This window comes from Gordonia sp. (in: high G+C Gram-positive bacteria), assembly GCF_012515855.1.
Classification (GTDB): Bacteria; Actinomycetota; Actinomycetes; order Mycobacteriales; family Mycobacteriaceae; genus Gordonia.
The window spans coordinates 1-26,892 of the sequence record NZ_JAAYXO010000126.1 but is presented as its reverse complement, the minus strand read 5'-3'; the positions used below and the strand labels follow the sequence as shown (position 1 = coordinate 26,892).

The following is a 26,892-nucleotide window of genomic DNA, read 5'->3' as shown; positions in this document are numbered from 1 at the left end:
CGGTTGTCCGATTAACGACCTCAGACGGGGGTCTCCTGAGCCTCGCGTGACTGATCGCGGGGTACCAGTGGAATCGCGGCCAGCGGTGCCAGGGCGGTGATTGCGAAGGCCGCGGGGTAGCCTGCGGCATCGATGAGCCCGCCCAGCAGCGGGGTGCACGCCGCCGTGGCCACGTATTGGGCGGTGTTCTGAACCCCGAGGGCCCGGCCGCTCCATGACGATCCGGCGAACTCGGCGATCGCGGTGAACGCCAGCCCGTTGTCGGCGACCGAACTCACCGTCGCCAGCACCATCACGGCTGCGGCCAGCGGCGACCCCAGCCAATCGGTCAGTGCGAGCAGCGCCGTGCCCGCAGCCGCAGCGGCGGCGATCGCGCGGATCGGCCTCATTCGGGAGCCGACGACATCCGAGACGCGTCCGGCGACGATCCGACCGACCGCACCGATCACCTGGGTCACGGTCACCAGGACGCCGGCGCTCACCGGCGACCACCCGTGGCTCACGATCAGCCACGCGGGGACGAACGTCCAGAGCATCGATTGGGGAATCACCAGCAGCACGCTCACGCCGTGCACCCGCTGCAGGAACGAGGTGCCTCGGTACGGGTTCCCGACCCTCGCCGTTGCCGGTCCGCGCGGGATCGGCGGGTCGATCACTCCGGCGACGACGGCGATCAGACCGATCGCCGTCACGGCCACCGGGACGGCGAAGGCGGCGGTGAGGCCCGAACGGTCGGCCAGCACAGGCATGGTCATCGCGCACACGGCGACCCCCAACGGCTGCGCCATCTGGCGGATGCCCATCGCGGTGCCGCGCTGATTCGCGGGGAACCAGCCGACCACGATTCGTCCGCTGGCGCCGTTGGCGGCACCGGCGCCGAGACCGCCGACCAGCAGCCCTGCCGCGAGCACGGCGAATCCTGCGCCGTTGGCAGCGGCGACGAGGGTCGCCACCGTTCCGGCGAGGGTGATCAGCAACGAGAGGATCAGCACGCGCCGCTCGCCGAACCGGTCGAGCGCCGCGCCCCAGGCGATGATCGTCAGTGTCAGGCCGATGGTGGGCACCGCGGCGAGCACCGCCGCAGACGAGAGGGACATCCCTTGCGCGCGATGAAGTTCGGGGATCACGTAGGCCACGCCCGCGGTGGCACAGGTGGTCGTCATCGCGGCGATCAGCGAGCACACGAGCATCGTCCAGCGCCTGGCGTTCGAGATCTTGTCGACACGGTCGGCCATCGGAACTCCTCACGCGTGGTGATCCGCCATGCAGACTGACTTCTCACATAGTGATATTTCGATTCCATAGTATAGAACAGTCAGCAGGGTGCGTTAGCCTGGAGGACATGAAATTGGGTCGTGTAGCCAGTCCTGACGGCGTCGCATTCGTCGCCATCGAGGGAGACGAAGGGCAGGAGACCGCCCGCGAGATCGCAGAGCATCCGTTCGGCACCCCGACGTTCACCGGACGCACCTGGAAGCTCTCGGAGACTCGCCTGTTGGCGCCGATCCTCGCGACCAAGATCATCGCCATCGGAAAGAACTATGCGGCGCACGCCGCCGAGATGGGCGGGGAGGCGCCTGCCGATCCGGTCATCTTCATGAAGCCGAATACCTCGATCGTTGGACCCGAGGCGCCGATCGTCCGGCCGCCGTCGTCCGAGCGTGTCGATTACGAGGGTGAGCTCGCCATCGTCATCGGCCGGCCCTGCAAGGACGTACCCGCGGCCAAGGCCAAGGACGTCCTCCTGGGCTACACCGTCGCCAACGATGTCACCGCCCGCGATCAGCAGGCGCACGACGGCCAGTGGACGCGAGGCAAGGGCTACGACACCTTCTGCCCGCTCGGTCCGTGGATCATCACCGACTTCGACCCGTCCGACGTCGCGATCAAGACCGAGCTCGACGGTGAGACCAAGCAGACCAGCCGTACCTCGTTGATGCTGCACAGCATCGGCGAGATCGTCGAGTGGGTCTCGCGCGTGATGACTCTGCTGCCCGGCGACGTGATCCTCACCGGCACGCCCGAGGGAGTGGGCCCCATGCTCGGCGGCCAGCGCGTCTCGGTGACCGTCGACGGCATCGGCACCCTGAGCAATCCGGTGATCGACAAATGACTCGACCGACCATCGCTCGACCGCAGACGGTCCAGGCCAACGGGATCACCCTCTCGTACACCGATGCGGGTTCGGGCCCGCTGGTCGTGATGGTGATGGGCACCGGGAGCCCCGGCCGCGTCTGGCACGCGCACCAGCAGCCCGCGCTGATCAAGGCTGGGTACCGCGTCGTGACGTTCGACAACCGCGGCATCGCGCCGTCGAGCGAGTGTGTCAGCGGGTTCACGCTCGCCGACATGGTCGCCGACACCGCCGCGCTGATCGAGCACCTCGGCGGCCCCGCGCTGGTGGTCGGCACCTCGCTCGGTGCGCGCATCGCGCAGGAGCTGACGCTGTCGAGGCCCGACCTCGTCGTCGCCGCGGTCATGCTCGCGACGTACGGTCGTCCCACTCCGATGCTCGAAGCCGTGTCGGCAGGGGAGCGCGAACTGTTCGACAAGAACATCACGCTGCCCGACTCGTACCACGCGGCGCTCACCGCGCATCTGAACCTGTCGCCGCACACGCTGGCCGACGATCGGTCGGCCCGCGACTGGCTCGACATCATCGGCTTCAGCGGCCAGATCCGATCGGCAGGCGTCCGCGCCCAGTTGGCGCTGCACGATCGCGAACAGAACCGGTTGGCCGCCTACCGCGCCATCAGCAGGCCGTGCCTGGTGGTCGGGTTCGCCGACGACCGTACGCTGCCCGCCTATCTCGCGAAGGAAGTCGCGGAGGCCATTCCGGGGGCCGAGCACCGCGTCGTCGAACGGGCCGGGCACTACGGCTACATCGAGCAGCCGGACGAGGTCAACGACTTGATCGTGGAGTTCATCAGTCGGCATCGCTGATCACGCGGATCGCACGGCGCGATCGGCGACCGTCGCCAGCACTGCGGCGGCGGTCTCGGCACTGCGGACGCTCACCACGAAACGTCGGCCGTTGCTCCGCGTCACCTCGAGTGCCGGGCCGGGGCGGAGAATCACCCCGAGCGCGCCCTTGCGCACGCGGATGCCGTAGCCGCCGAACTCGCCGATGCCGCTGACTTGCATGGCACTGACGCTCTGGATGTCCGTGCTCGCCACATGGAACCGCGGGAACCCGACGATCGAACGGACCGTCAGTCCGCGCTCGTCGATCCGAACGTGAAAACCGACGGCGGTCGCGGCTACGAGAAGAATCGCGAGCAGGGCGACGATCGAGGGTACGACGATCGTCGCTGCGGGGCCGCGGACTCCGGCGACCATGAGGACGACCAGAGGCGCGGCGGCACACCCGACGATCAGGGCCGCCAGCCATCGGTTGATGGTCTCCGTGCTCAGCCACGCGAGGCGCTCATCGGGAGAGACGGCCAGTGGTTTGATGGACGCGGGCCGCGGAGTGTCGTCGGGCGGCATCACCGCCCACCCGGCCAGGCCTACGCAGACGAAGATCACGGCGGCCACGCCGAGGAGGCTTCCGAGGTGGACGGTTCCGCCGTCGGCCTGTGACACCAGTGTTGCGGCAGCCACGTAGGCGGTGCCGGTGGCAGTCGCCGCCGAGACTGCGGCGGCCAATCGGAGTGGCACACCAGGCATGCCCGACCGTCTCAGCGCGATGGCCGGGATCGTCAGCAGGGCCGGTACGCCGAGGCCGACGATCGCGGTGAGGGCCGTTGCAACCCACGGCGCCATCCACTGATCCGGTTGGCCGAGACCGTTCCAGTGCGTCGCGATGCGCTCGGGGAGTCCGGACCGGTGCGCCAGTTGGACGGCGATCGATGCGATGGTCGCAAGGACGGGCACCGCGATGCCGACGGCGACGAACGTCACGGTGCGGCGGGTGGATGCGGTCCTCGTGCCCCGATCAGTGGTGTTCACGGAGTGCCTCCTGAATCAGTGCGGTCAGGGTCTGCGGTTGCAGTCCTGCTTGCGCCGCCTTGGCGGCGAGTCTGCGGATGTCGTCGTGCATGGCGGTGAGGAGGTCCACGGCGTCGGTCATCACCGCGCCCCGTCCCCGGCGCAGTTCCACGAGGCCCTCGTCGCGCAACTCCTGGTAGGCGCGCAGCACCGTGTGCACGTTCACTCCCAGCATCTCGGCTACCTCGCGCGCGGACGGCAGTCGTTCGCCGGAGCGCAGTCGCCCTGCGGCGGCCTCGGTCCGGACGTTGTCGGCGATCTGCATGAAGATCGTCGCGTCGGCCGAGGGATCGATGCGGAACAGCATGGCATTAGTTCTAGTTTAACTAGAACAAGGTCGTCAAGAGTGGTCGGCCCCGGGCGGCGCTTTCAGGCCTGGATGACATAGGCTGACCTGCATGACCAGTGCTGAAAACGTTCGTGTTCGCTTCTGTCCGTCACCTACCGGAACCCCGCACGTCGGTCTTGCCCGCACGGCGCTCTTCAACTTCGCCCAGGCCCGTCACGTCGGCGGCACCTTCGTCTTCCGCGTCGAAGACACCGACGCCGCGCGCGACAGCCAGGAGTCGTACGACGCGATTCTCGATGCGCTCCGGTGGCTCGGACTCGACTGGGACGAGGGCCCCGAGGTCGGCGGCCCCTACGGCCCGTACCGCCAGTCCGAGCGCAAGCAGATCCACCTCGACGTGGTGGCCAAGCTCCTTGAGGCTGGGGAGGCCTACCGGGCGTACTCCACCAACGAGGAGGTCGAGGCCCGACACAAGGCTGCCGGCCGCGACCCGAAGCTGGGCTACGACAACTTCGACCGCGACCTCACCGACGAGCAGCGCGCGGCCTTCGAGGCGGAGGGCCGCAAACCGGTGATCCGCCTGCGCATGCCCGCGGAGGACATCGCCTGGGACGACCTCGTCCGCGGGACCACGACCATCAAGGCCGGGACGGTGCCCGACTTCGCGCTGACCCGCGGCAACGGAGACCCGCTGTACACCCTGGTGAATCCCGTCGACGACGCGATGATGAAGATCACCCACGTCCTGCGCGGCGAAGACCTCCTGCCGTCGACGCCGCGACAGATCGCGCTGTACCGCGCCCTCATGCGCATCGGTGTCGCCGATCTGGTCCCGGAGTTCGGTCACCTGCCGTTCGTGATGGGCGACGGCAACAAGAAGCTCTCCAAGCGCGACCCCGAGTCGAGCCTCTTCCATCATCGTGACCGTGGTTTCATCCCCGAGGGCCTGATCAACTACCTCGCGCTCCTCGGGTGGGGCATCTCGGCCGACCACGACATCTTCTCGCTGGAGGAGATGATCGAGGCCTTCGACGTCCGCAACGTCAACTCCAACCCGGCGCGGTTCGATCAGCGGAAGGCCGACTCGATCAACGCCGAGCAGATCCGCCTGCTGGAGCCCGCCGACTTCGCCGCGCGGCTCAAGAAGTTCCTCGCCGACGCCGGCCAACTGACCGATGACGTCGACGACGCTCGGTGGGCCGTCATCGCCGACCTCGTGCAGACCCGCATTCAGGTGCTCAGCGACGCCTGGGGACTCATCAAGTTCCTGTTCGTCTCCGACGACGAGTTCGCCTACGACGAGAAGTCGGTGTCCAAGAACCTCGGCGGCGACGCCACGGCCGTTTTGGACGCCGCCATCGCCGTGTGCGAGGCGCTCGAGACCTGGGATACCCCGACGCTCGAGGAGGCGCTCAAGGCGGCTCTCGTCGACGGTCTGGAGCTGAAGCCGCGCAAGGCGTTCGGGCCGGTCCGCGTCGGCGTCACGGGTGCTGCCGTCAGCCCGCCGCTGTACGAGTCGATGGAGTTGCTCGGCCGCGAGAAGTCGCTCAGCCGACTGCGGCAGGCGCGGGAGTTGTCTGCTTCTCTCTGACCTCTGTCTGGTCGGCACGTTTGCCGTTGCTGCCGGGGCCGCTCGTTGCGGTCCCGGCAGTGTTGTCTTCTGCGCGTGGCGTGCGTGCGCGTGCGTGTGCTTGCGCTTGCGCTTGCGTGCGGGGCGGCGCGGGGCTCGACCGCCTCCGCAGTCCTCGCTCCTCGGCTAGCGCCTCGTCGCTGCGGAGAGGTCGGCGGTCGAGCCCCGCGCCGCCCCGCACGCAGGCTCCTGTCGACGGCTGTCGGCCGCGGCCCCGCACGCCGGCTCCTGTCCACGGTGGTCGAGTGCCCGCTGCGAGCTTGCGAGCATCGGGTGTATCGAGACCCGCGCGGACAGGCCCCCCGCTGCATGCCGCCGCAAACCGGCCTCTGACCAGTCGATTTGTGTTTAGGGTGGGGGTTGTTGGTATTGTTTTCCCCGGCCCGGAAAGCGGCAGGCAAAGCGTCCTGAAGCGGTTCGGATCAAACCCTTGGGGTATGGTGTAATTGGCAACACAGCGGTTTCTGGTACCGCCATTCTAGGTTCGAGTCCTGGTACCCCAGCGATGTACAAAGAGTGATACTCTCTGTGCCTCAACACAATTGAATGTTGTTCTAGGGCCCCGTCGTCTAGCGGCCTAGGACGCCGCCCTCTCAAGGCGGTAGCGCGGGTTCGAATCCCGTCGGGGCTACAAAGAGGAAGGCCCCCGGCTCGCTGAGCCGGGGGCCTTCCTCCATTTGCATATTCAGCACAGCGATTCTAGGAGCCGCGTCGGGGTGGCTGCCGTGTGAGTTCTGCACCACTTCTGTTTTCCGCACTCGGTCGCGACCAAGTGCGGAAACCGCAACGGGTGCGACTGGCGGGGAACTGGTGCGAATCGCACGCCGCCGAAGATATTGATGGATCTGAGCCCTCCCAGGGCTCAGATCCATCAATTTCGCGCGGCTCAGTCGTTCAGCGACTCCGCAGTCGTCCCGCCGACCGGCATGGCGGGCAGGCCGAGCTTGCGATGGTCCCAGGAGCGGGTCCGCGACGGGACCAGGCGGACGGCTACCCGCTTGTGCATCATGGCTTCGACGGCAGGCTTGAGGTCGTCGCTGTACGGGCCGTTGTAGCGTTCCCAGACACTGATGCCGACTTTGAGGCAGGTGTCGGGGTCGTCGTGGATCTCGACGGACCCTTCGATGCTGACACCGCGGAGCTGGTCGTAGGTGTCGCCGGCTTCGATAAGGATGGTGGCGTGCGGGTCGCGGCGCAGGTTGACCACCTTCTGCGACTTCGCCTTGGTCTCGAACCAGATCTCACCGTCGATCACGGCGTACCACATGGCAGTCAGATGGATTCCGGTCTTGCCCTGGTTCGCGAGGTTCGCGATGCGGTGCCGGGCGATGAACGACTCGATCTCATCGTCGGACATCACGATGGAGGCGCGTTGGTTGATTCCCATCCTCGCGACGTTAGCGGCTCGCGCGCCGAATCGCCGGGAAGGTCACATCTGAGCAGACGAGGTGAGGCGCGCGCTGATGGCCTCGGCGGCACCCAGGACGTCGGTGGCCCATCGCTCGCCGGGGCGGCGACCCATGCGGTCCACCGGCCCGGACACCGACACGGCGGCGACCACCGCGCCGCTGCCGTCGCGCACCGGGGCGGAAATGCTTGCGACGCCCGCCGACCGTTCGGCGACGCTCTGGGCCCAGCCTCGGCGGCGGATCTCGGCGAGCGAGCGGTCGGTGTAGGCGGCGTCGGCCAACAGGGTGCGCACGGTGTCGGGATCCGACCAGGCGGCCAGGACCTTGGCGGCCGACCCCGCGGACATCGGGAGCCGGGTGCCTTCGGGGACGGTGTCGCGCAGGCCGGTGGGGGGCTCTGCGGCGGCGATGCAGACCCGTTCGGCACCCTCGCGGCGATACAGTTGAACGGACTCCCCGGTGGTCTCCTGGAGGCGGGGGAGCACCATGAGTGCGGCGTCGCGGACGATGTCGCGGGCACTGGCGGCCAGTCGGCCGAGGGTGGGTCCGGGGATCCATCGACCGGATTCGTCGCGGGCGACCATCTGGTGGACCTCTAGCCCGACGGCCAGTCGGTGCGCGGTGGCGCGTGGCAAGCCGGTGAGCTCGCAGAGTTCGCCGAGATTGCACGGTTGCTCGGCGACCACGTGGAGAATCATCACGGATTTGTCCAGCACGCCGATTCCGCTATCCTTTCCCATAGGACGATATTAACCGTCCATATACTGAGATTGAAAGTCCACGGGCGCAGGCCCGGTCGCGAGTCCCCAGCCCGGATGCGCGGCAACTACTAGTAGATGCGAGTGAGCTCATGACGCAGAGCGCCGGAAAACCGCGCACGCTGGCCGAGAAGGTCTGGGACAGTCACGTCGTCGTCCCAGGCGAGGCTGACGCGAGTGGCAACTACAACCCCGACCTGATCTACATCGACCTGCATCTGGTGCACGAGGTGACCAGCCCGCAGGCCTTCGACGGCCTCCGGATGGCCGGACGCCGGCTCCGCCGCCCGGACCTCACCATCGCGACCGAGGACCACAACGTCCCGACTGTCGACATCTTCAGCCCGATCGCCGATCAGGTGTCCGCGCTGCAGGTGGAGACGCTGCGTCGCAACTGTGAGGAGTTCGGCGTCCGGCTGTACCCGATGGGCGACGCCGAGCAGGGCATCGTGCACGTCGTCGGCCCGCAGCTGGGCCTCACCCAGCCGGGCATGACCGTGGTCTGCGGCGACAGCCACACCTCCACCCACGGTGCGTTCGGCGCCCTGGCGATGGGCATCGGCACCTCCGAGGTGGAGCACGTGATGGCCACGCAGACGTTGTCGCTGCGCCCGTTCAAGACCATGGCGATCACCGTCGACGGCGAACTCCCGCCCGGCGTCACGAGCAAGGACCTGATCCTGGCCGTGATCGCCAAGATCGGCACCGGCGGCGGACAGGGTCATGTCCTGGAGTACCGCGGCTCGGCCATCGAGAAGCTCTCGATGGAAGCTCGCATGACGATCTGCAACATGTCGATCGAAGCCGGTGCGCGCGCCGGGATGATCGCGCCCGACGAGGTGACCTACGAGTTCCTGAAGGGCCGTCCGCACGCGCCGCAGGGCGACGACTGGGACGCTGCCGTCGAGTACTGGAACTCGCTGCCCACCGACGCCGACGCCGTCTTCGACCGCGAGGTCCACATCGACGCGTCGACGCTGACGCCGTTCGTCACCTGGGGCACCAACCCGGGCCAGGGGCTGCCGCTGGGCGCGAACGTCCCGGACCCCGCGGACATCGCCGACGAGACCGAGTCGCAGGCCGCCGCACGCGCGCTGGAGTACATGGATCTGACGCCGGGCACCCCGCTGCGCGAGGTGAAGGTCGACACCGTGTTCGTCGGGTCGTGCACCAACGGCCGCATCGAGGACCTGCGCGCGGTCGGCGAGATCCTGAAGGGCCGCAAGGTGGCCGAGGGCATGCGGATGCTGGTGGTCCCGGGCTCGATGAAGGTGCGGGCGCAGGCCGACGAGGAGGGCCTCGGCGAGATCTTCACCGCGGCGGGCGCGGAGTGGCGCATGGCGGGTTGCTCGATGTGCCTCGGCATGAACCCCGACCAGTTGGCTCCGGGCGAGCGCTGTGCGTCGACGTCGAACCGCAACTTCGAGGGTCGCCAGGGCAAGGGCGGGCGTACGCACCTGGTGTCGCCTGCCGTGGCCGCTGCGACCGCCGTGCGTGGCACGCTCGCCGCACCCGCCGACCTCGACTAGCCATCAGCCTGACGAAAAGGACCTGACATGGAACCGTTCATCACCCACACGGGTGTCGGAGTTCCGCTGCAGCGCAGCAACGTCGACACCGATCAGATCATTCCCGCCGTCTACCTCAAGCGCGTCACCCGCACGGGCTTCGAGGACGGACTGTTCGCCGGATGGCGCGGCGATCCGGACTTCATCCTCAACAACGAACCGTGGAGCAACGGGTCGGTCCTGGTGGCCGGACCCGACTTCGGTACCGGTTCCTCGCGCGAGCACGCGGTCTGGGCGCTCATGGACTTCGGCTTCCGCGTAGTGATCTCCTCGCGCTTCGCCGACATCTTCCGCGGCAACTCCGGCAAGGCAGGTCTGGTGGCCGCGCAGGTGGAGCAGTCCGACGTCGAACTGCTGTGGAAGCGTCTCGAGGCCGAGCCGGGCTTGGAGATCACCGTGGATCTGGACGCGAAGACCGTCACCGCCGGTGACCTCGTGGTTCCGATGCAGATCGACGACTACACGCGCTGGCGTCTGATGGAGGGGCTCGACGATATCGGCCTCACCCTGCGCCAGACCGACGCGATCACCGAGTACGAGAAGCAGCGTCCGTCGTTCAAACCGACCACCTTGCCGTGACATAGGCGAGAAACCATCGGGAGCCTCACGGCGAGAGACGATTTCGACTCTTGCCGTGAGGCTTCTGTTCTGCGCCCGAACTTCTCAGAAGAATTTGTGCTGGTTGCGCAATTTTGTGCCGTAACCCGTTTACCGTGTGGATTAGCTGGCACGACCCGGCCAGTGGAAATCCTGCGGAGGTACGGATGAACAAAGCAGAACTCATCGAGGAACTGACGAAGAGACTCGATGCGGATAGAAAGACCGCCACCAAGTTCGTCGAGCAGACGATCGACTCCATCGTGCGGGCGGTGAACAAGGGCGAGAGCGTCACGATCACCGGTTTCGGCGTCTTCGAGAAGCGGCGACGCGCAGCCCGCGTGGCTCGAAACCCGCGCACCGGCGAGACGGTGAAGGTGAAGGCCACGTCGATCCCGGCGTTCCGTCCGGGGGCACAGTTCAAGGCGATCGTCTCCGGCAAGCAGAAGCTGAAGGCCGGGCAGCCGGCGGTGAAGCGCGCCGCAGCAGAGTCCGCGTCCGACGCGAAGGCCGCTCCGGCGAAGAAGGCGAGCGCCGCGAAGAAGGCCGCGCCTGCCAAGAAGACTGCGGCCAAGAAGGCGGCCCCGGCCAAGAAAGCGGCGCCCGCCAAGAAGGCGACAGCGACGAAGGCCACCGCGACCAAGGCCACCGCTACCAAGGCCACCGCAGCCAAGGCCGCAGCCAAGAAGACGCCTGCGAAGGCGGCGGCACCGGCCAAGAAGGCGACGGCAGCCAAGAAGACCGCAGCTAAGTCGACCGCAGCCAAGAAGACGGCAGCGAAGTCGACGGCAGCCAAGAAGACGGCAGCGAAGTCGACGGCAGCCAAGAAGACAGCAGCCAAGACCACCGGAAAGAAGGCCGCCGACTAGCCACTTCACCGACCGCCAAAGGGTACTCAACGATTCGGCCCCCGCTCGCGCGTGCGAGCAGGGGCCGAAGTTGTCTCAGCGTTGCCGTCAGCCGCCGAGCGGACTGGGGATGTGATCGGCGGCCACCAGATCGCCGTCGCGCAGGGTGAGGATCCACACGCTGCCCTTGAGATTGTCCGACGCGGGGAGTTCGACGCCGTCGGCGGCCGCCCACCGACGCAGGACACCGGGGATCACGCCGCCCTGACTACACACGGCGTGAATCGATCCGGACTTGGCGCCGATCTTGCGCAGCCGTTGATACGCGGCATCGGGATCGGCGTCGTACGCCTCCTCCGAGAGCGCCGTCTCCAACTTGATCTCGGTGCGCAGCGCTTCCGCCAGCGGTGTCAGCGTCTGGACGCAGCGTGTCCGGTCCGCCGCGTGCAGGCGGTGGGCACCGTACAGCGGTAGCAACTCGCGCAACGCTGCCGCCTGCTCCAGGCCCGCGTCGTCCAGCGGCCGCAACGTGTCGTCGCCGTCCCACTCCTCGGGGCTGCCTGCCCACGCATGGCGTACGACGATCAATGTGTGCAACTCGCGGATCGGCCGGGCGACGAACGCGTGCAGCACGGCCTCATCGGCCGGATAGCTCACCTTGGCGATCGCGTCCGGCACCGACAGCCAGGTCAGGTCGTCGCACTCGTGGCTGGCGTGGAATCCGCCGCCGACCGCCTCCATGGCCCAGTAGCCGACCCGCTTCGGCGCACCCGAACCGAGGCGATAGCCGACCGTCTGCAGATGGTGACCGATCCGGACGTCGTAGCCCGTCTCTTCGACGAGTTCGCGAGCGGCGGTCACCGGCAGGATCTCTCCGGGTTTGGCCTTGCCCTTGGGTAGCGACCAGTCGTCGTACCGGGGGCGGTGGACCAGGGCGACCTTCACCCCGGCCGAGGCGCTGGGCTTCCACAGGACGCCGCCGCCGGCCCACACTGTCCGCATCGGTCGGCCCATCAGGACTTGGTCGGATCGGCGTGATGTCGGTGCCGGAGCATCATCTGACGCTGATGATCGCGGACCTGCTCGCCCGCGGCGGGCTGGGCCTGCCAGCTGCCGTCGGCGCGCAGCTCCCAGCAGCGAGTGCGCGGGTCCAGCGCCGAGACGAAGATGTCCTCGAGGTCGGCGGTGAGCCTGCGATCGCGTACCTGCGCCATCACCTCGATCCGACGATCGAGGTTGCGGTGCATCATGTCGGCGCTGCCGATCCAGTACTCGTTCTGCGCACCGAACTGCAGAATCCGCGAGTGCTCCAGAAACTGACCGAGGATCGACCGGACGACGATGTTCTCGCTGAGCCCCTCGACGCCGGGCCGCAGCGCGCAGATCCCGCGGACCACCACCTCGACCGGAACGCCCGCCTGCGACGCGCGGTACAGCGCATCGATCACCTGCTCGTCGACCAGGGCGTTGGCCTTGAGCCGAACGCGTGCCCGCTCGTCGCCTGCGCGGTGCGCGGCGATCTCGTTGTGGATGCGGTCGATGATGCCGGTGCGGATGCCGTGCGGGGCAACCAGCAGATTGCGATACTCCTGCTTGCGCGAGTAGCCGGTCAGCGTGTTGAACAGGTCGGTCAGGTCCGCGCCGATCTCCGGCGCAGCGGTGAACAGGCCCACGTCCTCGTAGAGACGCGCGGTCTTGGGGTTGTAGTTGCCGGTGCCGATGTGGCAGTACCGGCGCAGCGTCGATCCCTCGCGGCGGATCACCAGGCACGTTTTGCAATGCGTCTTGAGCCCGATCAGGCCGTACACGACGTGAACGCCGGCCTGCTCCAGTTCGCGAGCCCATTTGATGTTGGCCTGCTCGTCGAAGCGAGCCTTCAACTCCACCAGCGCCACCACCTGCTTGCCCGCGGCGGCCGCGTCGATCAGTGCGCGGACGATCGGGGAGTCACCCGATGTGCGGTACAGCGTCTGCTTGATCGCGAGGACCTGCGGATCGGCGGCGGCCTGCTCGATGAAGCGCTGGACGCTGGTGGAGAACGAGTCGTACGGGTGCTGAACCAGCACGTCGCCGTCGCGGAGGGTCGAGAACACGCTCTTCGGCGTCTCGCGCTCGCCGAACGCCGGGTGGGTGGCAGGCACGAACGGCCGCTCCTTGAGCTGCGGGCGGTCGACGCCGTAGATCTGCCAGAGGCAGGTCAGATCGAGCAGCCCGGGGATCGCGACGACGTCGGCGGGGTCGACGTCGAGCTCACGGAGCAGCAGTTCGAGCATGTGCTCGGTCATGTCATCGCCCACTTCGAGGCGGACCGGAGATCCGAAGCGGCGGCGCGCGAGTTCCCGCTCGAGGGCCTGCAGCAGATCCTCGTCGCGGTCCTCGTCGACCTCGAAGTCGGCGTTTCGGGTCACACGGAAGACGTGGTGCTCCACGATGTCCATGCCGGGGAACAGCTCGGAGAGATTGGCCGCGATCAGGTTCTCGACGGGGAGGAAGAGTTCGGCGGGCGGATCGTCCGGCTCACCGGGGACCAGATGATCGACGCGCACGAACCGCGGAACGTTGTCCGGAACCTTCACACGTGCGAAGTGCTCGCCCCCGAAGGCACCCGTGCCGCCGCTCGCTTCGCTGCCTGCCCGGTCGCGAACCGTCACGGCCAGGTTGAGGCTCAGGCCGGAGATGTAGGGGAACGGGTGCGCCGGATCCACCGCGAGGGGCGTCAGGATCGGAAACAGCTCGTTGTGGAAGTGCTCTCGCAATCGCGCGTGCTGGACCGCGTCGAGATCTTCCCACCGAACGATTCTGATGTTCTCCGCGGTGAGGGCGGGCAGCACGGAGTCGCGCAAGACGCGAGCGTGGCGGTCGGCGACCTTCTGGCTGCGCGCGGCGATCATCTGCAACTGTGCGCGCGGCGATCGGCCGTCGGCGGACCGGACAGACAGGCCGGTCTCGTCGCGACGCTTGAGTCCGGCCACCCGGACCATGAAGAACTCGTCGAGATTCGAGGCGAAGATCGCCAGGAACTTGGCGCGTTCCAGCAACGGCAGCGAGACGTCCTCGGCCAGAGCCAGAACGCGCGAGTTGAAGTCGAGCCAGCTCAGTTCACGGTTGAAGTAGCGGTCGACGGGGAGGTCGGCGGTCTCGTCCGGAGTGACCGTCTCCGCCGGCAATGCGGCAGGCAGATCGGTCTGGGGTTCGGTCTCGATTTCGTCCGTGGCACTCACGCGTCAATTGTGGCCTATCGGCGGGGTGCTGTCCCGGCGGCATTGGAGATTCGCGCGATTCGTGTCGCATCGGAGAGCGAGGCGCGCGATGCCAGTGCCTCGCGCGTGTGCGGTCCGGGCCCGAGCACAGCAGCGACGGCGAGATCGGCCGGGGTGTCGACGTCGGTGCGCAGTCGCGCCCACCGACGTCGCGCGGGGTCGAGTTCCGCAGCCCCCGCGCTGCGGTGCGCCGATGCCGAGTCGGCGCCGAACCGCGGCTCGAACGGCGACCCCGAGGGCAGCACGAGCAGGGCCGTGCCGTCGCCGCCGCGGTCGGCGACGAAGGCTGCGGCGGCACCGGCGGCGATCACCGCGGACGCCTCGTCGAACGCTTCGGCGAGGGTCGCCGCGTCGAGCGCGGCGAGGTCGGCCTGGAGGGCGGCGACCAGCGTGGCGGAGTCCGCTGCGGAGGTGAGGCCGTGCGCCAGGGCGGCGTTGAGCGGTGAGAGCGTCCCGGGTGCCGGTTCGGCGACCGCTCGGGCGCCGAACTCCCGCGCGAGGGCCTCGACGCCCGGGTCAGGGCTCACCACGACGATGTCGGCGACGCCCGCGTTGCGCACCGCAAGCAGGGTGTCGGCGAGCATCGCGGTCACCAGTGCGCGCCGGTGATCGTCCGACGCCACGGCGGTCGCCAGTCGCGACTTCGCAGCGTCGAGTCGCTTCACGGCGAGGACGACGGCGATCGAGTGCGGGTCGGGCATAGTCACCATGGTGCAGCACCGACCCCATTCGCGACGAAGCGCCCGACCGGGGCGATAGGCTGAACCGTAGTTTGTCCACCGGGCTAGGAGTGCGAGTTGCGAGCTGTAGTGATGGGTGCGGGGTCGTGGGGGACTGCCGTGGCGAAGGTCCTCGCGGACGCCGGCAACGACGTCAAGATCTGGGCCCGTCGGCCCGAACTGGCGGAGCAGATCAACACCGATCACGAGAACGGCGACTACCTCAAGGGCTACCCGCTTCCGGCGAGCCTGCGTGCCGTGGCATCGGTCGAGGAGGCACTCGCCGACGTCGACCTCGTGGTCTGCGCGGTGCCCTCGCAGTCGTTGCGCGGCAACCTCGAGCAGTGGCGCGAGCACCTGCCCGCCGACGCGATCCTGCTGTCGTTGGCGAAGGGCGTCGAGACCAGCACCGGCAAACGCATGAGTGAAGTGATCGCCGAGGTCACGGAGTTCCCGGCCCGCCAGATCGCGGTGCTGTCCGGCCCCAATCTGGCCAAGGAGATCGCGCAGGGGCAGCCCGCAGCCACGGTCATCGCCTGCGTCGACGAGGAGCAGGCCAAGCGCGTGCAGGCGGCGTTCGCCACCGGCTACTTCCGGCCGTACACCAACGTCGACGTGGTCGGATGCGAGATCGGCGGCGCCGCCAAGAATGTGATCGCTCTGGCCTGTGGCATGGCGGCGGGGATGGGCTTCGGCGAGAACACCCTCGCCACGATCATCACCCGCGGACTGGCCGAGACCATCCGACTGGGCGCGTCGCTCGGCGCGGACATCACCACGCTCGCCGGCTTGGCAGGCATCGGCGACCTGGTCGCCACCTGCTCGTCGCCGCTCTCGCGGAACCGGACCTTCGGTGCTCGACTGGGCGAGGGCGCCACTCTCGCCGAGGCTCAGGCGGCGACCAACGGACAGGTGGCAGAGGGCGTCAAGTCGTGTTCCTCGGTCCTGGCGCTCGCCAAGGCCAACGGCGTCGACATGCCGCTCACCGAGGCTGTCCACAAGGTGTGCCACGAGGGCATGTCGGTGCAGGACATGGTGAGCTCACTGCTGGGTCGCAGCACCAAGCCCGAGGTCTACGGCAGCAACGTGTAGCGGTTCGGCTCAGTTGCCGAAATCGAGCGGCGAGGCCTTCAGATGCTCGGCAATCAGCGCCGAGACATCGGTGATCGGAGCGTTGCCCGCACCCGCCGGAAGCCACATGGCGATGTACGGCCGGTGGTCGACGCTCACGTAGGCCTGCCCGACCCCGTCGACGGTGTCGGTCAGGAACCACTGGATCGGGTTGATCACCTGCAGCGAACTGGTCGGAGCGAAGTCGGCCGGGCGCTGCACGCCGCAGCGCAACACGATCGGATCGGAGTCGGCCTTGCGCCAGCGGACCGTGGTGTCGTCGATCGTCTTGTCGTTGAAGTCCCCGAGCTGGGCGGGCAGCTTCTCGATGAAGTCGGCGCACAGTTCGGCGCCGGGACCGCCGGTCGCGTAGCTCTCGACGGGCGACGGTGCGGGTTCGTCGCCGGAGTACTTCAGGGCGGCGAAGGCGATGAAGCCCGCGATCACCATGACGGGGACCGCGATCAGGGTGGCGATGAGGGCGGGGCTCAGTCGCGGCTCATCGGACTGACCGGTCTCCACCGGCTGGTCCTCCACCGGCTTGTCGTCGCGTGATTTCTCCTCGGACACATCGCTCATGCTGCCAGTCTGGCCGACCCGCCGCCCGTCGGGGAAATCGCAGGTGCGTCGGTGTCGGACGAGAGCGGTAGCATCGTCGCCGTGAAGACGGTGGGTGAGGTCGGCGAGCGAGCCCTGATCGCGATGTTCACCGAGGCTGCGAAGTCGGGTCCCGGCGACGTCGTCATCGGGTCCGGCGACGACGCCGCAGTGTTCGTTCCGAGCGGTCCCGTCGTGGTCAGCACGGACACCGCGGTGGCCGGCCGCCACTTTCGTTTCGACTGGTCGAGCCCCCGCCAGATCGGTGCGCGCGCGGTGGTGCAGAGCGCCGCGGACATCGCCGCGATGGGCGGTGTGCCGACCGGGATCGTCGTCTCGATCGGGTGTCCGCCGAGCACGCCCGTTGAGCGCGTCCTGGAGTTGAACGCAGGCATCGTCGCGCAGTCGCACGCCTACGGCGCCCGCGTGCTCGGCGGCGACCTGGTGTCGTCGGCCGAGGTGATCCTCACAGTCACCTCGCTCGGCGTGCTCGACGGCACCGCGGCGGTGGCGCTGTCGGGGGCGCGGGTCGGCGACGTCCTGGCTATCAGCGGGCCGCTGGGTGGACCGGCGGGCGGGCTCGCGGCGCTGGCCGTGGTGGAACACGGCGCGGACCGCGCGCTTCTCGACCGCTTCTCGTCGTTGGTCGGCGACTACCGGCTGCCGCAGCCCGATCTCTCGCAGGGACGCATTGCCGCGGTCGCGGGCGCGCACGCGATGACCGACGTCTCCGACGGACTGGTGGAGGAGTTGATCACCCTGTCGGCGGCGTCGCTGGTGCGCCTGGACGTCGACTCGTCGCGCGTGCCTCGGGCTGCGGGGCTCATCGAACTCGGCGCGGCGCTCGGGGTCGACCCGCTGCGCTGGGTGCTCGGTGGGGGTGAGGAGCACCAACTCCTTGCGTCGTTCGCCCCCGACACCGTGCCCGCCGGGTGGACGGTGATCGGCGCGGTGTCCGAGGGTGCGCCCGGCGGTTGGGTCGACGGGGACCCGGTCGGTGAGATCCGCGGGTGGCAGTCGTTCACCGACACCTGACCTGATTAGATCGACGCATGGCTGTCTACGCACTCGGCGATCGTGAGCCGGTTCTCGGAAAAGACGTGTTCGTTCACCCCGACGCGACGGTGATCGGGGCGGTCACCCTCGCTGACGGGGTCTCGATCTGGCCCGGCTGCGTGTTGCGTGGCGACTACGGGACCATCACGATCGGGGAGCGCAGCAACATCCAGGACGGAACCGTCATCCACTGCACTTTCGTCGACGCCACGGTCCTCGGCGCCGGCTGCGTGGTGGGCCATAACGCCCACATCGAGGGCTCGACCATCGGTGACAACTGCCTGATCGCGTCCGGATCCATCGTGTTGAACCGATCGGTGATCGGCGCGGGCTCGGTGATCGGGGCCGGTGCCGTGGTGCCCTACGGATTCGAACTGCCCGAGCGGTCGATGGCGCTGGGCGTCCCGGCCAAGATCCGCGAGGGCTACCAGGTGCACGAAGGACACGTGGACCAGAACGTGGAGCTGTACTACCAGAACGCGCAGTACTACCGACAGAACCTGCGGAGGCTGGACTAGCGCATGGCTGCCGAACCGCTGTCCGAACTTATCGATCCGGGCTGGGCGCAGGCACTGGAGCCCGTGGCGCCGGTGGTCGCGCAGATGGGCGAGTTCCTGCGCGCCGAGAGCGCCGCGGGCCGCGCGCACCTGCCGACCGGGGCGGCCATCCTGCGGGCGTTCACCCACCCGTTCGACGACGTGCGCGTGCTGATCGTCGGGCAGGACCCGTATCCCACGCCGGGCCACGCCGTCGGCTTGAGCTTCTCGGTGGCGCCCGACGTCCAACCGATCCCGCGGTCGTTGCAGAACATCTACAAGGAGTACTGCGACGATCTGGGCTATCCCCGCCCGGCCAACGGCGACCTCACGCCGTGGGCCGAGCAGGGCGTCCTGCTGCTCAATCGGGTGCTCACCGTGATGCCGGGCGAGCCGGCCTCGCACCGCAACAAGGGGTGGGAGGCGGTCACCGAATGCGCCATCAAGGCGCTCGCCGCGCGCGATGAACCGTTGGTCGCGATTCTGTGGGGCAATGACGCGCGGCGACTGGCCGAATGGCTGCCGGACGTGCCGACCATCGAGTCGGTCCACCCGTCGCCGCTGTCGGCCTCGCGCGGCTTCTTCGGCTCCCGACCGTTCTCGCGGGCCAACGCCGAACTCCTCGACCTCGGCGGCGACCCGGTGGACTGGCGACTGCCGTAGGCGACGTCGGTCGCTACCGCACGCCGCGGTAGTCGGGGGCGCGCTTGGCCAGGAACGCATCGACGCCCTCGACGCCCTCGGCACTGGCGCCGAGCGCGGAGATCGACGCCGCCTCGGCCGTCAGGTGATCGCTGAGCGAGGCGGTCGCCGACGCGTGCACCAGATGCCGGATGGCGCGATGCGATCCACGCGGTCCGGCGGCGAGCTTCGCGGCGACCTCGTACGCGGTCTGCTGCACGGCGTCGTCGTCGACGATCTCTGAGAGGATGCCCAGCTCCAGTGCACGCTCGGCGTCGAGGATCTGGTCGGTCATGATGATGTAGCGGGCGCGGGCGGCACCGACGATGCGCGGCAGCTGCCACGACATGCCGCCGTCGGGCGACAGGCCGATGCCGGGGTACGCGGGGCGCAGTTTGGTCGAGGCACCGCCGATCGCGACGTCGGCGTGCAGCACCATGCTCATGCCTGCGCCTGCCGCCCACCCCTGCACCGCGGCGACGACGGGGAGCTGAGTCTCGAAGAGGAACTCGATGGTCGAGTGGAGATCGTCGGCCAGGCCGCGCAGGTAGTCGCCGCGGTCGTCGGCGCCGGCGAACGCGCCGACATTCCCGCCCGCGCAGAAGTTCTTGCCGTCGCCGCGCAGCAGGACAGCGTCGGCGTCGAGCGTGCCGCGGGCTACGGAGCGCAGTGCCTCGCGCGCCTCGAGGACCAGTCCGTGGTCGAGGGAGGTGCCAGCGCTGCTGGTGGAGAGGGTGAGGGTGAGGACGCCGTTGTCGTCCACGCGAATCAGATCGGAAGCCATGTCGGGTACTTTACGGAACGTTCGGTCGCCGAGCCTCGGTGCGGGTGGGCCGGGCGTCCGGAACCGAGTTTCCGTCGCCGTGATCGCAATCCGGACCGGCGCATTTCCCTCCCGTACTTTCCCGGCCCGTACTTTCCCGGCCCGTACTTTCCATGCCCCGCACAACGAGAATCGCCGCCCGACGGTGTCGGACGGCGATTCGCGAAGACTTCAGACGGCTCAGGCCTTGACGGTCTTGCCTGCCTTCAAGCACGAGGTGCACACGTTCTGGCGCTTCTTGTTGCCGGGGGCAACCTCAACGCGCACGGACTGGATGTTCGGGTTCCAGCGCCGGTTGGTGCGCCGGTGCGAGTGCGAGACCGACTTGCCGAAGCCAGGGCCCTTACCGCAAACGTCACATACGGCAGCCATGTTCGAACTCCCTTGGTAGAAAATCGTGGTCATTGTATCCACCGACTGTGAGCGCAGCAGTGCGCGCCGCAGCAATCAGCAACCTGACTAGAGTAACCGGCCGACGGCGAGGGGCCAAATCGGACGCCTCGCAGTGTGCGGATCCGCGACCTGTGGGCCGCTGGGTGTCGGCGGGGGACGGTAACCTCAGGCACACAGTAGGCGATCAGGGTCGGCGTGCCGGCGGGGACAGGAAGGTGGGTGGTCGTGCCGTTGCATACGGGAGACAGCAGCACCGCGATCAATCCGCAGCTCATCAGGGACTGGGCGCAGGCGTGCGCGGAGGGCCTGGAGACCATGCGCGCCGAGATCAACGCCCTCAACGTGTTCCCGATTCCCGACTCCGACACCGGCAGCAACATGGCGAGCACGATGGCCGGTGCGGTCGCGGCGCTCGACGCCCTCACCGACCAGAGTGATCTGCCCACCGTCACGCGCACGCTCGCCGAGGCCGCCGTCTCGAGCGCCCGCGGGAACTCGGGGATCATCCTGTCGCAGGTGCTGATCGGCCTGGCCGATGCCGCCGATCTCGCCGTCGCCGAGAACGATCCCAGTTTCAACCGACTGGTCAAGAACGGACTCCGGCTGGGTGCCCTCGCCGCGCGTCGCGCCGTCAGTGAGCCGCGCGACGGCACCATCCTCACGATCCTGAAGGTCGCCGCCGACAGCGCGTCGGCCCATGTCGACGGCTCACCCGCTGATCTGTCCCGGGCAGTCGCCGACGACTGCTCCGAGGCCCTGGAGTTGACCCCGGAGCAGATGCCCGAGCTAGCGAGTGCGGGCGTCGTCGACGCCGGCGCGCGCGGGTTCCTCGTGATGGCCGATGCGTTGGTCCTGGTGGTGACCGGAGTCGCCAACAAGCGCCGCGCCTACCGCGGCATCCTCACCGTCGGCGGCGGGCTCACCGGGCACGACGACGGCGAGTGCGTGGATCCCGGCGACACCGATTTCGAAGTGATGTACCTGCTCGACGCGACCGACGGCTCGAAGATCGGCGTGCTGCGGGACCGACTGGGCGAACTCGGCGACTCCATCGTCATCGTCGGCGACAACTCCGCGGAGTCCGAGCGGTTCTCGGTCCACGTCCACACCAATGAGCCCGGCTCCGCCGTGGAGGCCGGCATCGCGGTGGGGGTGCTCTCGGACATTCGCATCAGCTGTTTCGCGCTCGACGCCATCCGTTCGGCGCCGGGCGCCAACGACCCGCCGCCGCGCTATAAGCGTGCGGTGGTGGCACTGGTGACCGGCGACGGCGCCGCTGAGCTCTTCACCGAGGCCGGGGCCACGGTGGTCCGTGCCGATCACGGTGTCCACCCGGCGACGCTGACCGAGGCCATCCGCGCGGCCGACAGCGCCCACGTGATCGTGATGGGCAACGGGATGATGTCGTCCCAGGACCTGGTGCAGGTCGGTGCGCAGGCGCGGTCGTCGCAACGGTCCGTCGTCTTTCTGCCGACGCTGTCGATGGCGCAGTGCCTGTCGGCCCTGGCCGTCCACGAACCCGACCAGGAGTCGGATGTCGACGCGTTCGCGATGGCCGAGGCCGCGGCGGGCACGCGGTGGGGCTCGCTGGTGCGATCCAACACCAAGATGATGACGCTCGCGGGCACCTGCGAGATCGGCGACACCCTCGGACTCATCGGATCCGACGTCCTGGTGATCGCTCCGGAGCAGCGGCAGGCGGCCACGGCGCTGCTGGACCTGATGCTCGCCACCGGCGGGGAGATGGTGACGGTGCTTGCCGGTCGCGACCTCGACGACGACGCGCGGGCCGCGATCGCCGCGCACGTGCGCGCGCACTATGCGGGCATCGAGTTGGCGCTGTACGAGGCCGGGCAGTCGAAGGACCTGCTTCAGGTGGGAATCGAGTGATGCTGACGACCGCGTCGCTGCTCAGCGAATCGTCCGTCGACCCCGACCTCGTCAAGAAGCTGGGGGGCCTGGAGCTCACGACCGTCGGGGAACTGCTCCGCTATGCCCCGCGCCGCTATCTTCGCCGCGGCCACCTCACCGAGTCGGAGCGACCGGAGCCGGGCGAGTGGATCACGGTGATCGGGCGCATTCAGAAGGCGCAGATGATCTCGATGAAGCGCCGGTACGGGCAGTTCCTCAAGGTGGTCGTCAACGACGGTCGTGCCAACTACGAGGCCAGCTTCTTCAACGCCCGCTGGATTCAGAAGGTCCTCAAACCGGGTACGCGCGTCGCGATGGCGGGCACGGTGAAGCTGTTCCGGGACCAGATCCAGCTGTCGCACCCCGACTGGATGGTGATGCCCGAGGACGACGGCATCGACGTCGTCGGGAACGCCGCCATGATCGGTGAGATGTACGCCGAGGGCGCCGACGACCATGACGCCGGCGACGGCAAGGACGGTAAGGGTCAGCGCGGGTCCACCGCCTCGGCCGACGATGTCATCAACTTCTCGCGCGACATCATCCCGATGTATCCGGCGACCAAAGAGGTGCAGACCTGGGAGATCTGGCGCGCGGTGCGTCAGGTCCTCGGCGAGACGGCGCCCGCCGAAGACGCGCTCACCGAAGGCCAGCGCACCGAGCGCGGTCTCATCACCAGCGCCGAGGCGATCCAACACGTCCACCTGCCCGACAGCCTCGACGAGATCGAGTCGGCGCGCGGTCGGCTGAAGTTCGACGAGGCGCTCGCGGTGCAGGCCGAGTTGGCGCGGCGGCGGTTCAGCGCCGTCGCCGAGTCGGCGCAGTCGTGCAAGCACGTGCCCGGCGGGCTGGAAGACCAACTGCTCGCAAGTCTCCCGTTCGAGCTCACCGGAGCGCAGCGGGACGTCCTCCTCGAGATCGGCGAGGACCTCGTCGACGAGCACCCCATGAGCAGGTTGCTGCAGGGTGAGGTCGGCTCCGGTAAGACGCTGGTCTCGCTGCTCGCGATGCTCCGCGTGGTCGACAACGGGCATCAGTGCGCCATCCTCGCTCCCACCGAGGTGCTGGCGGCGCAGCACTATCGCACCGTCATGACGATGCTCGGCGACCTCGCGCGCGCCGGTGAACTCGGAGCGGCCGACGGCGCCACCAGCGTCGGGCTGCTGACCGGTTCGCTCGGCACCGCGGCCAAACGAAAGGTGCTGCTCGACGCCGTCACCGGCGATGCGGGCATCGTCATCGGCACCCACGCCCTGCTCGAGGAGCACGTCGAGTTCTTCGACCTCGGGATGGTGGTCGTCGACGAGCAGCACCGCTTCGGCGTGGAGCAACGCGACATCTTGCGCGGCAAGGGTCGTGGCGACACCCGCCCGCACTTCCTGGTGATGACCGCGACCCCGATCCCGCGGACCGTCGCGATGATCACCTTCGGCGACCTCGAGACCTCGGTGATGGCCGAACTTCCGCGCGGTCGCCAGCCGATCAAGACCACCGTGGTCCCGATGAAGAACCAGAAGTGGATCGACCGCGCGTGGGCGCGCGCCAACGAGGAGATCGACGCGGGTCGTCAGGTCTACGTGGTGTGCACCAAGATCGGCGACGAGCAGAGCAACGCCAAACGAGCCAAGAGCAAGAAGGACAGCGAGTCGGAGGCCGACGACGACACCGTCTCGGTCCTCGACCTCGCCGAGCAGTTGGCGGCCGGCCCGCTCGCCGGTCGGCGGATCGGCATCCTGCACGGCAGGCTGCCCGCCGACGAGAAGAACGACGTGATGGACGCGTTCACGCGCGGTGACATCGACGTGCTGGTCGCCACCACCGTCATCGAAGTGGGTGTCGACGTCCCGAACGCCACCATGATGGCGATCGTCAACGCCGAACGGTTCGGCGTCAGTCAGCTGCACCAGCTGCGCGGACGCGTCGGCCGCGGTCAGTTCGCCGGACTCTGCCTCCTGATGACCACCGCGAGCGACATGGGGCAGTCGATGGAACGGCTGCGCGCCGTCGAGGCCAGCAACGACGGCTTCGAACTCGCTCGTGTCGACCTCGCGCAGCGCCGTGAGGGCGACATCCTCGGATCGCTGCAGTCCGGCGGCAAGAGTTCGCTCAACTTCCTGTCGCTGATCGACGACGTGGAGGTGATCGCCGATGCGCGCGACCTCGCCGAGCAGATCGTGCTCGACGACCCCGACCTGCTGGCGCATCAGCCCCTCGCCGACCTGGTCCAGTCGATTCTGCTGCCGTCCCGCGTGGAGTACCTCGACAAATCGTGACCCCTGGGCACTAGCCTTTTCGCGCGTTTTGGCGGACCCTGGAGGTGTCGAGTTCGGCTCCAGACGGGCGGAGGACGGCCATGCGGATCTCGCAGATCTTGAATAAGAAGGGCAGCGGGGTCATCACCGTGCCCGCGACGTCCACGGTGCGCGGGCTGCTCGCCACCTTGGACGAATGGAACATCGGCGCGGTGTTGGTGGTCGGTGACGGCGGTGCGATCGCCGGGATCGCCTCCGAACGCGACGTGGTCCGCTGCCTGCACACCGGCGGCGCGTCGATCCTCGACGGCCCGGTCTCGGGAATCATGACCGCGGTGGTGCACACTTGCACGCCCGACGATCCGATCGAAGGTCTTCGCGAGATCATGACCGAGCATCGTGTCCGCCATCTTCCGGTGATGGTCGATGGTGAGCTCGTCGGCATCGTCAGCATCGGCGACGTGGTGAAGAACGCGATCGACCAGCTCGAAGCCGAGCGAGAGCACCTGGTGCAGTACATCCAGCACTGATTTCAGATCCGGCTCTGACCCGACCACCAGTGATCGCGGTCGGCGCCGCGTGTCGTGGAACCGGAACGGGCTGCGGCGCGTCCAATCTGTATGTGGCGTGCGGTGAGGCATCGGTGGCGATGGATCAGGTCGCACCGCAAACCCGGACGCGTGCGACTGACGGGCAAGCAGTGGGCGGTGCTGGTGGTGTTCGCGGCGACCGCCGTCGTCGTCGCGTCGGGCATCGGGGCGCCGCAGCGGAAGCCGTCGTCGGTCGACGTCTGGGCCGTTGCGCAGGCGCGCGCGGACCTCGCGACGGTGTCGGTGCTGGATCGGCGGCCGCCGCACGACCGCGACTATCGCCGTGACGCGTTCGGTCCGGCGTGGACCGATGACGCTCGGGTCAGCGGTGGCGGCAACGCCTGTGACACCCGCAATGATGTGCTGGCGCGCGATCTGACGGTCACCGCGCGGGTGGTCACGAGCAGCTGCGCCCAGGCAGTCGCAGCGGGGACGTTCGTCAGTCCGTACACCGGCCGCAGCATCGGGTTCCGGCGTGGACGATCGTCGGCCGCGGTCCAGATCGATCACATCGTTCCGCTCTCACTGGCCTGGGACCTCGGCGCCGCCGCGTGGCCCCAGAGCAGGCGGTGGTCGTTTGCGAACGATCCGCGCAACCTGGTCGCCGTCGACGCCGCCAGCAACCAGGCCAAATCCGACTACGAACCCGCGCGGTGGATGCCGCCGCTGCGCGGCTTCCACTGCCAGTACGCGGTGCAGTTCGTCGTGGTCCTCGTGGCCTACGATCTGCCGATCGACTCCCCGTCGCGCGATACCCTCGACGAGGCGTTGGGCGGATGCTGAGCGGGGAGGTGGACGATGACCGATCGTCACGTGGTGGTGAGTGCCGTCGTGATGCGCGACGACCGCGGTCGCGTCGTCACCGTGCGCAAGGTCGGCTCGAGCCTGTTCATGTTTCCCGGTGGCAAGCTCGATCCCGGCGAGACCTTCGCCGAGGCCGCGATTCGGGAGACGCGCGAAGAGCTGGGCGTCGAGCTCGACCCCGAGGTGCTGACGCCACTCGGTCGGTTCGTCGCCGACGCTGCGAACGAGGCGGGCTTCACGGTGATCGCCGAGGTCTTCGAGCATCCGCTGGTCGGCGTGCCCGTGGCGTCGGCGGAGATCGCCGAGCTCGCGTGGGTCCACCCGGCCGATCGTTCGCGCACCGACATCGCACCGCTCCTCACGGACGCGGTGTTCCCGGCCCTGGCCGAGGACGCTGACGGAGTCGGCCGCTCCTCCTGAGGGGCGATCTGCATAGAGCCTCGATCCGCGTCGGGAATGGTGGCTGCGAGCCACCATTCCCTACGCAATTCTCATCTGGCCGACGAGATGGCGCGGCGCATGCAGGCACGGGGCCAGGCGTCGAGCCCGGCTGCTGCCTCGCGCCGCCGGATCTCCCGCAGGCCCGGCGTCGCATCCGCGAGGTACGCGAAGCCGAGCAGCTCGTAGTACGGCCCGTTCCACGCGACATCGCGATACGTGGTGAGGGTCATCGCAGGGAGGCCCGCAGCTCGCGCCCAGTTCTCGCAGTGGTCGATGAGATCTCGGCCGATGCGTCGACCACGAAAGTCCGGATGGACCGACACCTGCTCGATGTGAGCGCAGTCGTCGACGATCTCAGCGAGCAGATACCCGCAGGGGCGGCTTTCGGCATCGATCGCCACCCAGGCCCGACCGTCGGCCACGTAGCCGAGGAGCGTGGCGATGGTCGCGGGCTCGTCGCCCGCGACCAGGTCCATGCCGAGGTCGGCGAATGCGGCTCCGGCAGCGATCTCGATGGCCTGCAGCACGGGCAGGTCGTCGGCGATCGCGAGCCGGATCGTCGGGCGGATTGCGTCCTTCAGCCTCACAGACCCTTCAGCCTCACAGACCCTTCAGCATGGTGCGCATCTC

The 26,892-nt window shown here is 68.3% G+C and carries 27 protein-coding genes and 2 tRNA genes; 17 read left to right on the top strand and 12 right to left on the bottom strand.

All coding sequences use genetic code 11. The features are described from left to right. Positions 1 to 20: 20 nt before the first annotated feature. Positions 21 to 1,235: an MFS transporter gene (locus GX543_RS09595; protein ID WP_290851592.1), complete on the bottom strand. Its 1,215-nt coding sequence runs from the start codon at positions 1,233 to 1,235 to the stop codon at positions 21 to 23. A gap of 107 nt (positions 1,236 to 1,342) precedes the next feature. Here GX543_RS09595 and GX543_RS09590 point away from each other — a divergent pair, with 107 nt between their 5' ends. Further along, entirely contained in the window at positions 1,343 to 2,113 is a 771-nt protein-coding gene (locus GX543_RS09590; protein ID WP_290851590.1) for a fumarylacetoacetate hydrolase family protein, read from the top strand. Then, positions 2,110 to 2,943, top strand: coding sequence for an alpha/beta hydrolase (locus GX543_RS09585; RefSeq protein ID WP_290851588.1), 834 nt, complete (start codon positions 2,110 to 2,112; stop codon positions 2,941 to 2,943). Before GX543_RS09590 ends, GX543_RS09585 begins: the two co-directional genes overlap by 4 nt. Here the strand turns inward: GX543_RS09585 and GX543_RS09580 are convergent, their stop codons facing one another. Together GX543_RS09580 and GX543_RS09575 are read right to left on the bottom strand one after the other, a co-directional pair. Then, positions 2,944 to 3,951, bottom strand: coding sequence for a DUF1648 domain-containing protein (locus tag GX543_RS09580; protein ID WP_290851586.1), 1,008 nt, complete (start codon positions 3,949 to 3,951; stop codon positions 2,944 to 2,946). It lies immediately after the preceding gene. Further along, positions 3,938 to 4,297 carry a GntR family transcriptional regulator gene (locus GX543_RS09575; RefSeq protein WP_290851584.1) on the bottom strand — a complete coding sequence of 120 codons (360 nt, stop codon included), beginning with the start codon at positions 4,295 to 4,297 and terminating at the stop codon, positions 3,938 to 3,940. Before GX543_RS09575 ends, GX543_RS09580 begins: the two co-directional genes overlap by 14 nt. 91 nt (positions 4,298 to 4,388) lie before the next feature. Between GX543_RS09575 and gltX the strand changes: the two genes are divergently transcribed. The 3 genes from gltX to GX543_RS09560 all read left to right on the top strand — a co-directional run bounded on the left by gltX (position 4,389) and on the right by GX543_RS09560 (position 6,540). Then, positions 4,389 to 5,870 (top strand): glutamate--tRNA ligase, encoded by a 1,482-nt coding sequence (gene gltX, locus GX543_RS09570; protein WP_290851582.1) that lies wholly within the window; start codon positions 4,389 to 4,391, stop codon positions 5,868 to 5,870. 470 nt (positions 5,871 to 6,340) lie between these two features. Then, a tRNA-Gln gene (locus GX543_RS09565) sits at positions 6,341 to 6,412 on the top strand. A 55-nt stretch (positions 6,413 to 6,467) separates the two neighbouring features. Next, positions 6,468 to 6,540, top strand: a tRNA-Glu gene (locus GX543_RS09560). A gap of 255 nt (positions 6,541 to 6,795) precedes the next feature. On the opposite strand, the gene GX543_RS09555 is transcribed toward GX543_RS09560, so the two are convergent. Both GX543_RS09555 and GX543_RS09550 read right to left on the bottom strand, forming a co-directional pair. After that, positions 6,796 to 7,296, bottom strand: coding sequence for a PPOX class F420-dependent oxidoreductase (locus GX543_RS09555; RefSeq protein ID WP_290851580.1), 501 nt, complete (start codon positions 7,294 to 7,296; stop codon positions 6,796 to 6,798). Between the two features lie 42 nt (positions 7,297 to 7,338). After that, complete coding sequence (locus GX543_RS09550; protein ID WP_290851578.1) at positions 7,339 to 8,058, bottom strand: IclR family transcriptional regulator; 720 nt, start codon at positions 8,056 to 8,058, stop codon at positions 7,339 to 7,341. Between the two features lie 110 nt (positions 8,059 to 8,168). Here GX543_RS09550 and leuC point away from each other — a divergent pair, with 110 nt between their 5' ends. The 3 genes from leuC (at position 8,169) to GX543_RS09535 (ending at position 11,110) form a co-directional block, all read left to right on the top strand. Beyond that, complete coding sequence (gene leuC / locus GX543_RS09545) at positions 8,169 to 9,605, top strand: 3-isopropylmalate dehydratase large subunit (RefSeq protein ID WP_290851576.1); 1,437 nt, start codon at positions 8,169 to 8,171, stop codon at positions 9,603 to 9,605. Positions 9,606 to 9,632: 27 nt separating this feature from the next. Further along, the gene (gene leuD, locus GX543_RS09540) at positions 9,633 to 10,223 is read left to right on the top strand and encodes a 3-isopropylmalate dehydratase small subunit (protein WP_290851574.1); all 591 of its coding nucleotides are present in this window, start codon (positions 9,633 to 9,635) and stop codon (positions 10,221 to 10,223) included. A 185-nt stretch (positions 10,224 to 10,408) separates the two neighbouring features. Continuing rightward, complete coding sequence (locus GX543_RS09535) at positions 10,409 to 11,110, top strand: HU family DNA-binding protein (RefSeq protein WP_290851573.1); 702 nt, start codon at positions 10,409 to 10,411, stop codon at positions 11,108 to 11,110. Between the two features lie 87 nt (positions 11,111 to 11,197). On the opposite strand, the gene GX543_RS09530 is transcribed toward GX543_RS09535, so the two are convergent. Genes GX543_RS09530 through cofC form a run of 3 tightly spaced genes read right to left on the bottom strand, consistent with a single transcriptional unit; the run spans position 11,198 to position 15,050 of the window. Continuing rightward, on the bottom strand, positions 11,198 to 12,103 hold the full coding sequence (locus GX543_RS09530; RefSeq protein ID WP_290851572.1) for an NUDIX hydrolase: 906 nt from the start codon (positions 12,101 to 12,103) through the stop codon (positions 11,198 to 11,200). After that, positions 12,103 to 14,310, bottom strand: coding sequence for an RNA degradosome polyphosphate kinase (locus GX543_RS09525; RefSeq protein WP_290851571.1), 2,208 nt, complete (start codon positions 14,308 to 14,310; stop codon positions 12,103 to 12,105). The genes GX543_RS09530 and GX543_RS09525 overlap by 1 nt, the downstream gene beginning before the upstream one ends. 14 nt (positions 14,311 to 14,324) lie before the next feature. Next, positions 14,325 to 15,050, bottom strand: coding sequence for a 2-phospho-L-lactate guanylyltransferase (cofC, locus tag GX543_RS09520; RefSeq protein ID WP_290851570.1), 726 nt, complete (start codon positions 15,048 to 15,050; stop codon positions 14,325 to 14,327). A gap of 96 nt (positions 15,051 to 15,146) precedes the next feature. Here cofC and GX543_RS09515 point away from each other — a divergent pair, with 96 nt between their 5' ends. Then, positions 15,147 to 16,160, top strand: coding sequence for an NAD(P)H-dependent glycerol-3-phosphate dehydrogenase (locus tag GX543_RS09515; protein ID WP_290851568.1), 1,014 nt, complete (start codon positions 15,147 to 15,149; stop codon positions 16,158 to 16,160). 9 nt (positions 16,161 to 16,169) lie between these two features. Here GX543_RS09515 and GX543_RS09510 read toward each other — a convergent pair whose 3' ends face one another. Further along, the gene (locus GX543_RS09510; RefSeq protein WP_290851567.1) at positions 16,170 to 16,757 is read right to left on the bottom strand and encodes a DUF3515 domain-containing protein; all 588 of its coding nucleotides are present in this window, start codon (positions 16,755 to 16,757) and stop codon (positions 16,170 to 16,172) included. Between the two features lie 81 nt (positions 16,758 to 16,838). On the opposite strand from GX543_RS09510, the gene thiL reads away from it, so the two are divergent. The 3 genes from thiL to GX543_RS09495 are packed head-to-tail and all read left to right on the top strand — an operon-like array spanning position 16,839 to position 19,030. Further along, positions 16,839 to 17,810, top strand: a complete 972-nt coding sequence (gene thiL, locus GX543_RS09505) for a thiamine-phosphate kinase (protein ID WP_290851565.1) — start codon at positions 16,839 to 16,841, stop codon at positions 17,808 to 17,810. A gap of 17 nt (positions 17,811 to 17,827) precedes the next feature. Then, a complete protein-coding gene (locus GX543_RS09500; protein WP_290851563.1) occupies positions 17,828 to 18,349 on the top strand; it encodes a gamma carbonic anhydrase family protein in 522 nt (173 codons plus the stop codon). A gap of 3 nt (positions 18,350 to 18,352) precedes the next feature. After that, on the top strand, positions 18,353 to 19,030 hold the full coding sequence (locus tag GX543_RS09495; RefSeq protein WP_290851561.1) for a uracil-DNA glycosylase: 678 nt from the start codon (positions 18,353 to 18,355) through the stop codon (positions 19,028 to 19,030). 13 nt (positions 19,031 to 19,043) lie between these two features. Here the strand turns inward: GX543_RS09495 and GX543_RS09490 are convergent, their stop codons facing one another. Together GX543_RS09490 and rpmB are read right to left on the bottom strand one after the other, a co-directional pair. Beyond that, positions 19,044 to 19,832 (bottom strand): enoyl-CoA hydratase-related protein, encoded by a 789-nt coding sequence (locus GX543_RS09490; RefSeq protein ID WP_290851559.1) that lies wholly within the window; start codon positions 19,830 to 19,832, stop codon positions 19,044 to 19,046. A gap of 219 nt (positions 19,833 to 20,051) precedes the next feature. Then, positions 20,052 to 20,243, bottom strand: coding sequence for a 50S ribosomal protein L28 (gene rpmB / locus GX543_RS09485; protein WP_009677560.1), 192 nt, complete (start codon positions 20,241 to 20,243; stop codon positions 20,052 to 20,054). Positions 20,244 to 20,483: 240 nt separating this feature from the next. Here rpmB and GX543_RS09480 point away from each other — a divergent pair, with 240 nt between their 5' ends. From GX543_RS09480 to GX543_RS09460, 5 genes are all read left to right on the top strand, one after another. Continuing rightward, positions 20,484 to 22,154 carry a DAK2 domain-containing protein gene (locus tag GX543_RS09480; protein WP_290851557.1) on the top strand — a complete coding sequence of 557 codons (1,671 nt, stop codon included), beginning with the start codon at positions 20,484 to 20,486 and terminating at the stop codon, positions 22,152 to 22,154. Next, positions 22,154 to 24,448: an ATP-dependent DNA helicase RecG gene (locus GX543_RS09475; RefSeq protein WP_290851613.1), complete on the top strand. Its 2,295-nt coding sequence runs from the start codon at positions 22,154 to 22,156 to the stop codon at positions 24,446 to 24,448. The genes GX543_RS09480 and GX543_RS09475 overlap by 1 nt, the downstream gene beginning before the upstream one ends. An 80-nt stretch (positions 24,449 to 24,528) precedes the next feature. After that, positions 24,529 to 24,957, top strand: coding sequence for a CBS domain-containing protein (locus tag GX543_RS09470; protein WP_290851556.1), 429 nt, complete (start codon positions 24,529 to 24,531; stop codon positions 24,955 to 24,957). Positions 24,958 to 25,047: 90 nt separating this feature from the next. Continuing rightward, positions 25,048 to 25,800, top strand: a complete 753-nt coding sequence (locus GX543_RS09465) for an HNH endonuclease family protein (RefSeq protein ID WP_290851555.1) — start codon at positions 25,048 to 25,050, stop codon at positions 25,798 to 25,800. 15 nt (positions 25,801 to 25,815) lie between these two features. Further along, positions 25,816 to 26,241 (top strand): NUDIX domain-containing protein, encoded by a 426-nt coding sequence (locus GX543_RS09460; RefSeq protein WP_290851554.1) that lies wholly within the window; start codon positions 25,816 to 25,818, stop codon positions 26,239 to 26,241. 71 nt (positions 26,242 to 26,312) lie between these two features. Here the strand turns inward: GX543_RS09460 and GX543_RS09455 are convergent, their stop codons facing one another. Next, complete coding sequence (locus GX543_RS09455) at positions 26,313 to 26,849, bottom strand: GNAT family N-acetyltransferase (RefSeq protein WP_290851553.1); 537 nt, start codon at positions 26,847 to 26,849, stop codon at positions 26,313 to 26,315. Positions 26,850 to 26,892: the final 43 nt, after the last annotated feature.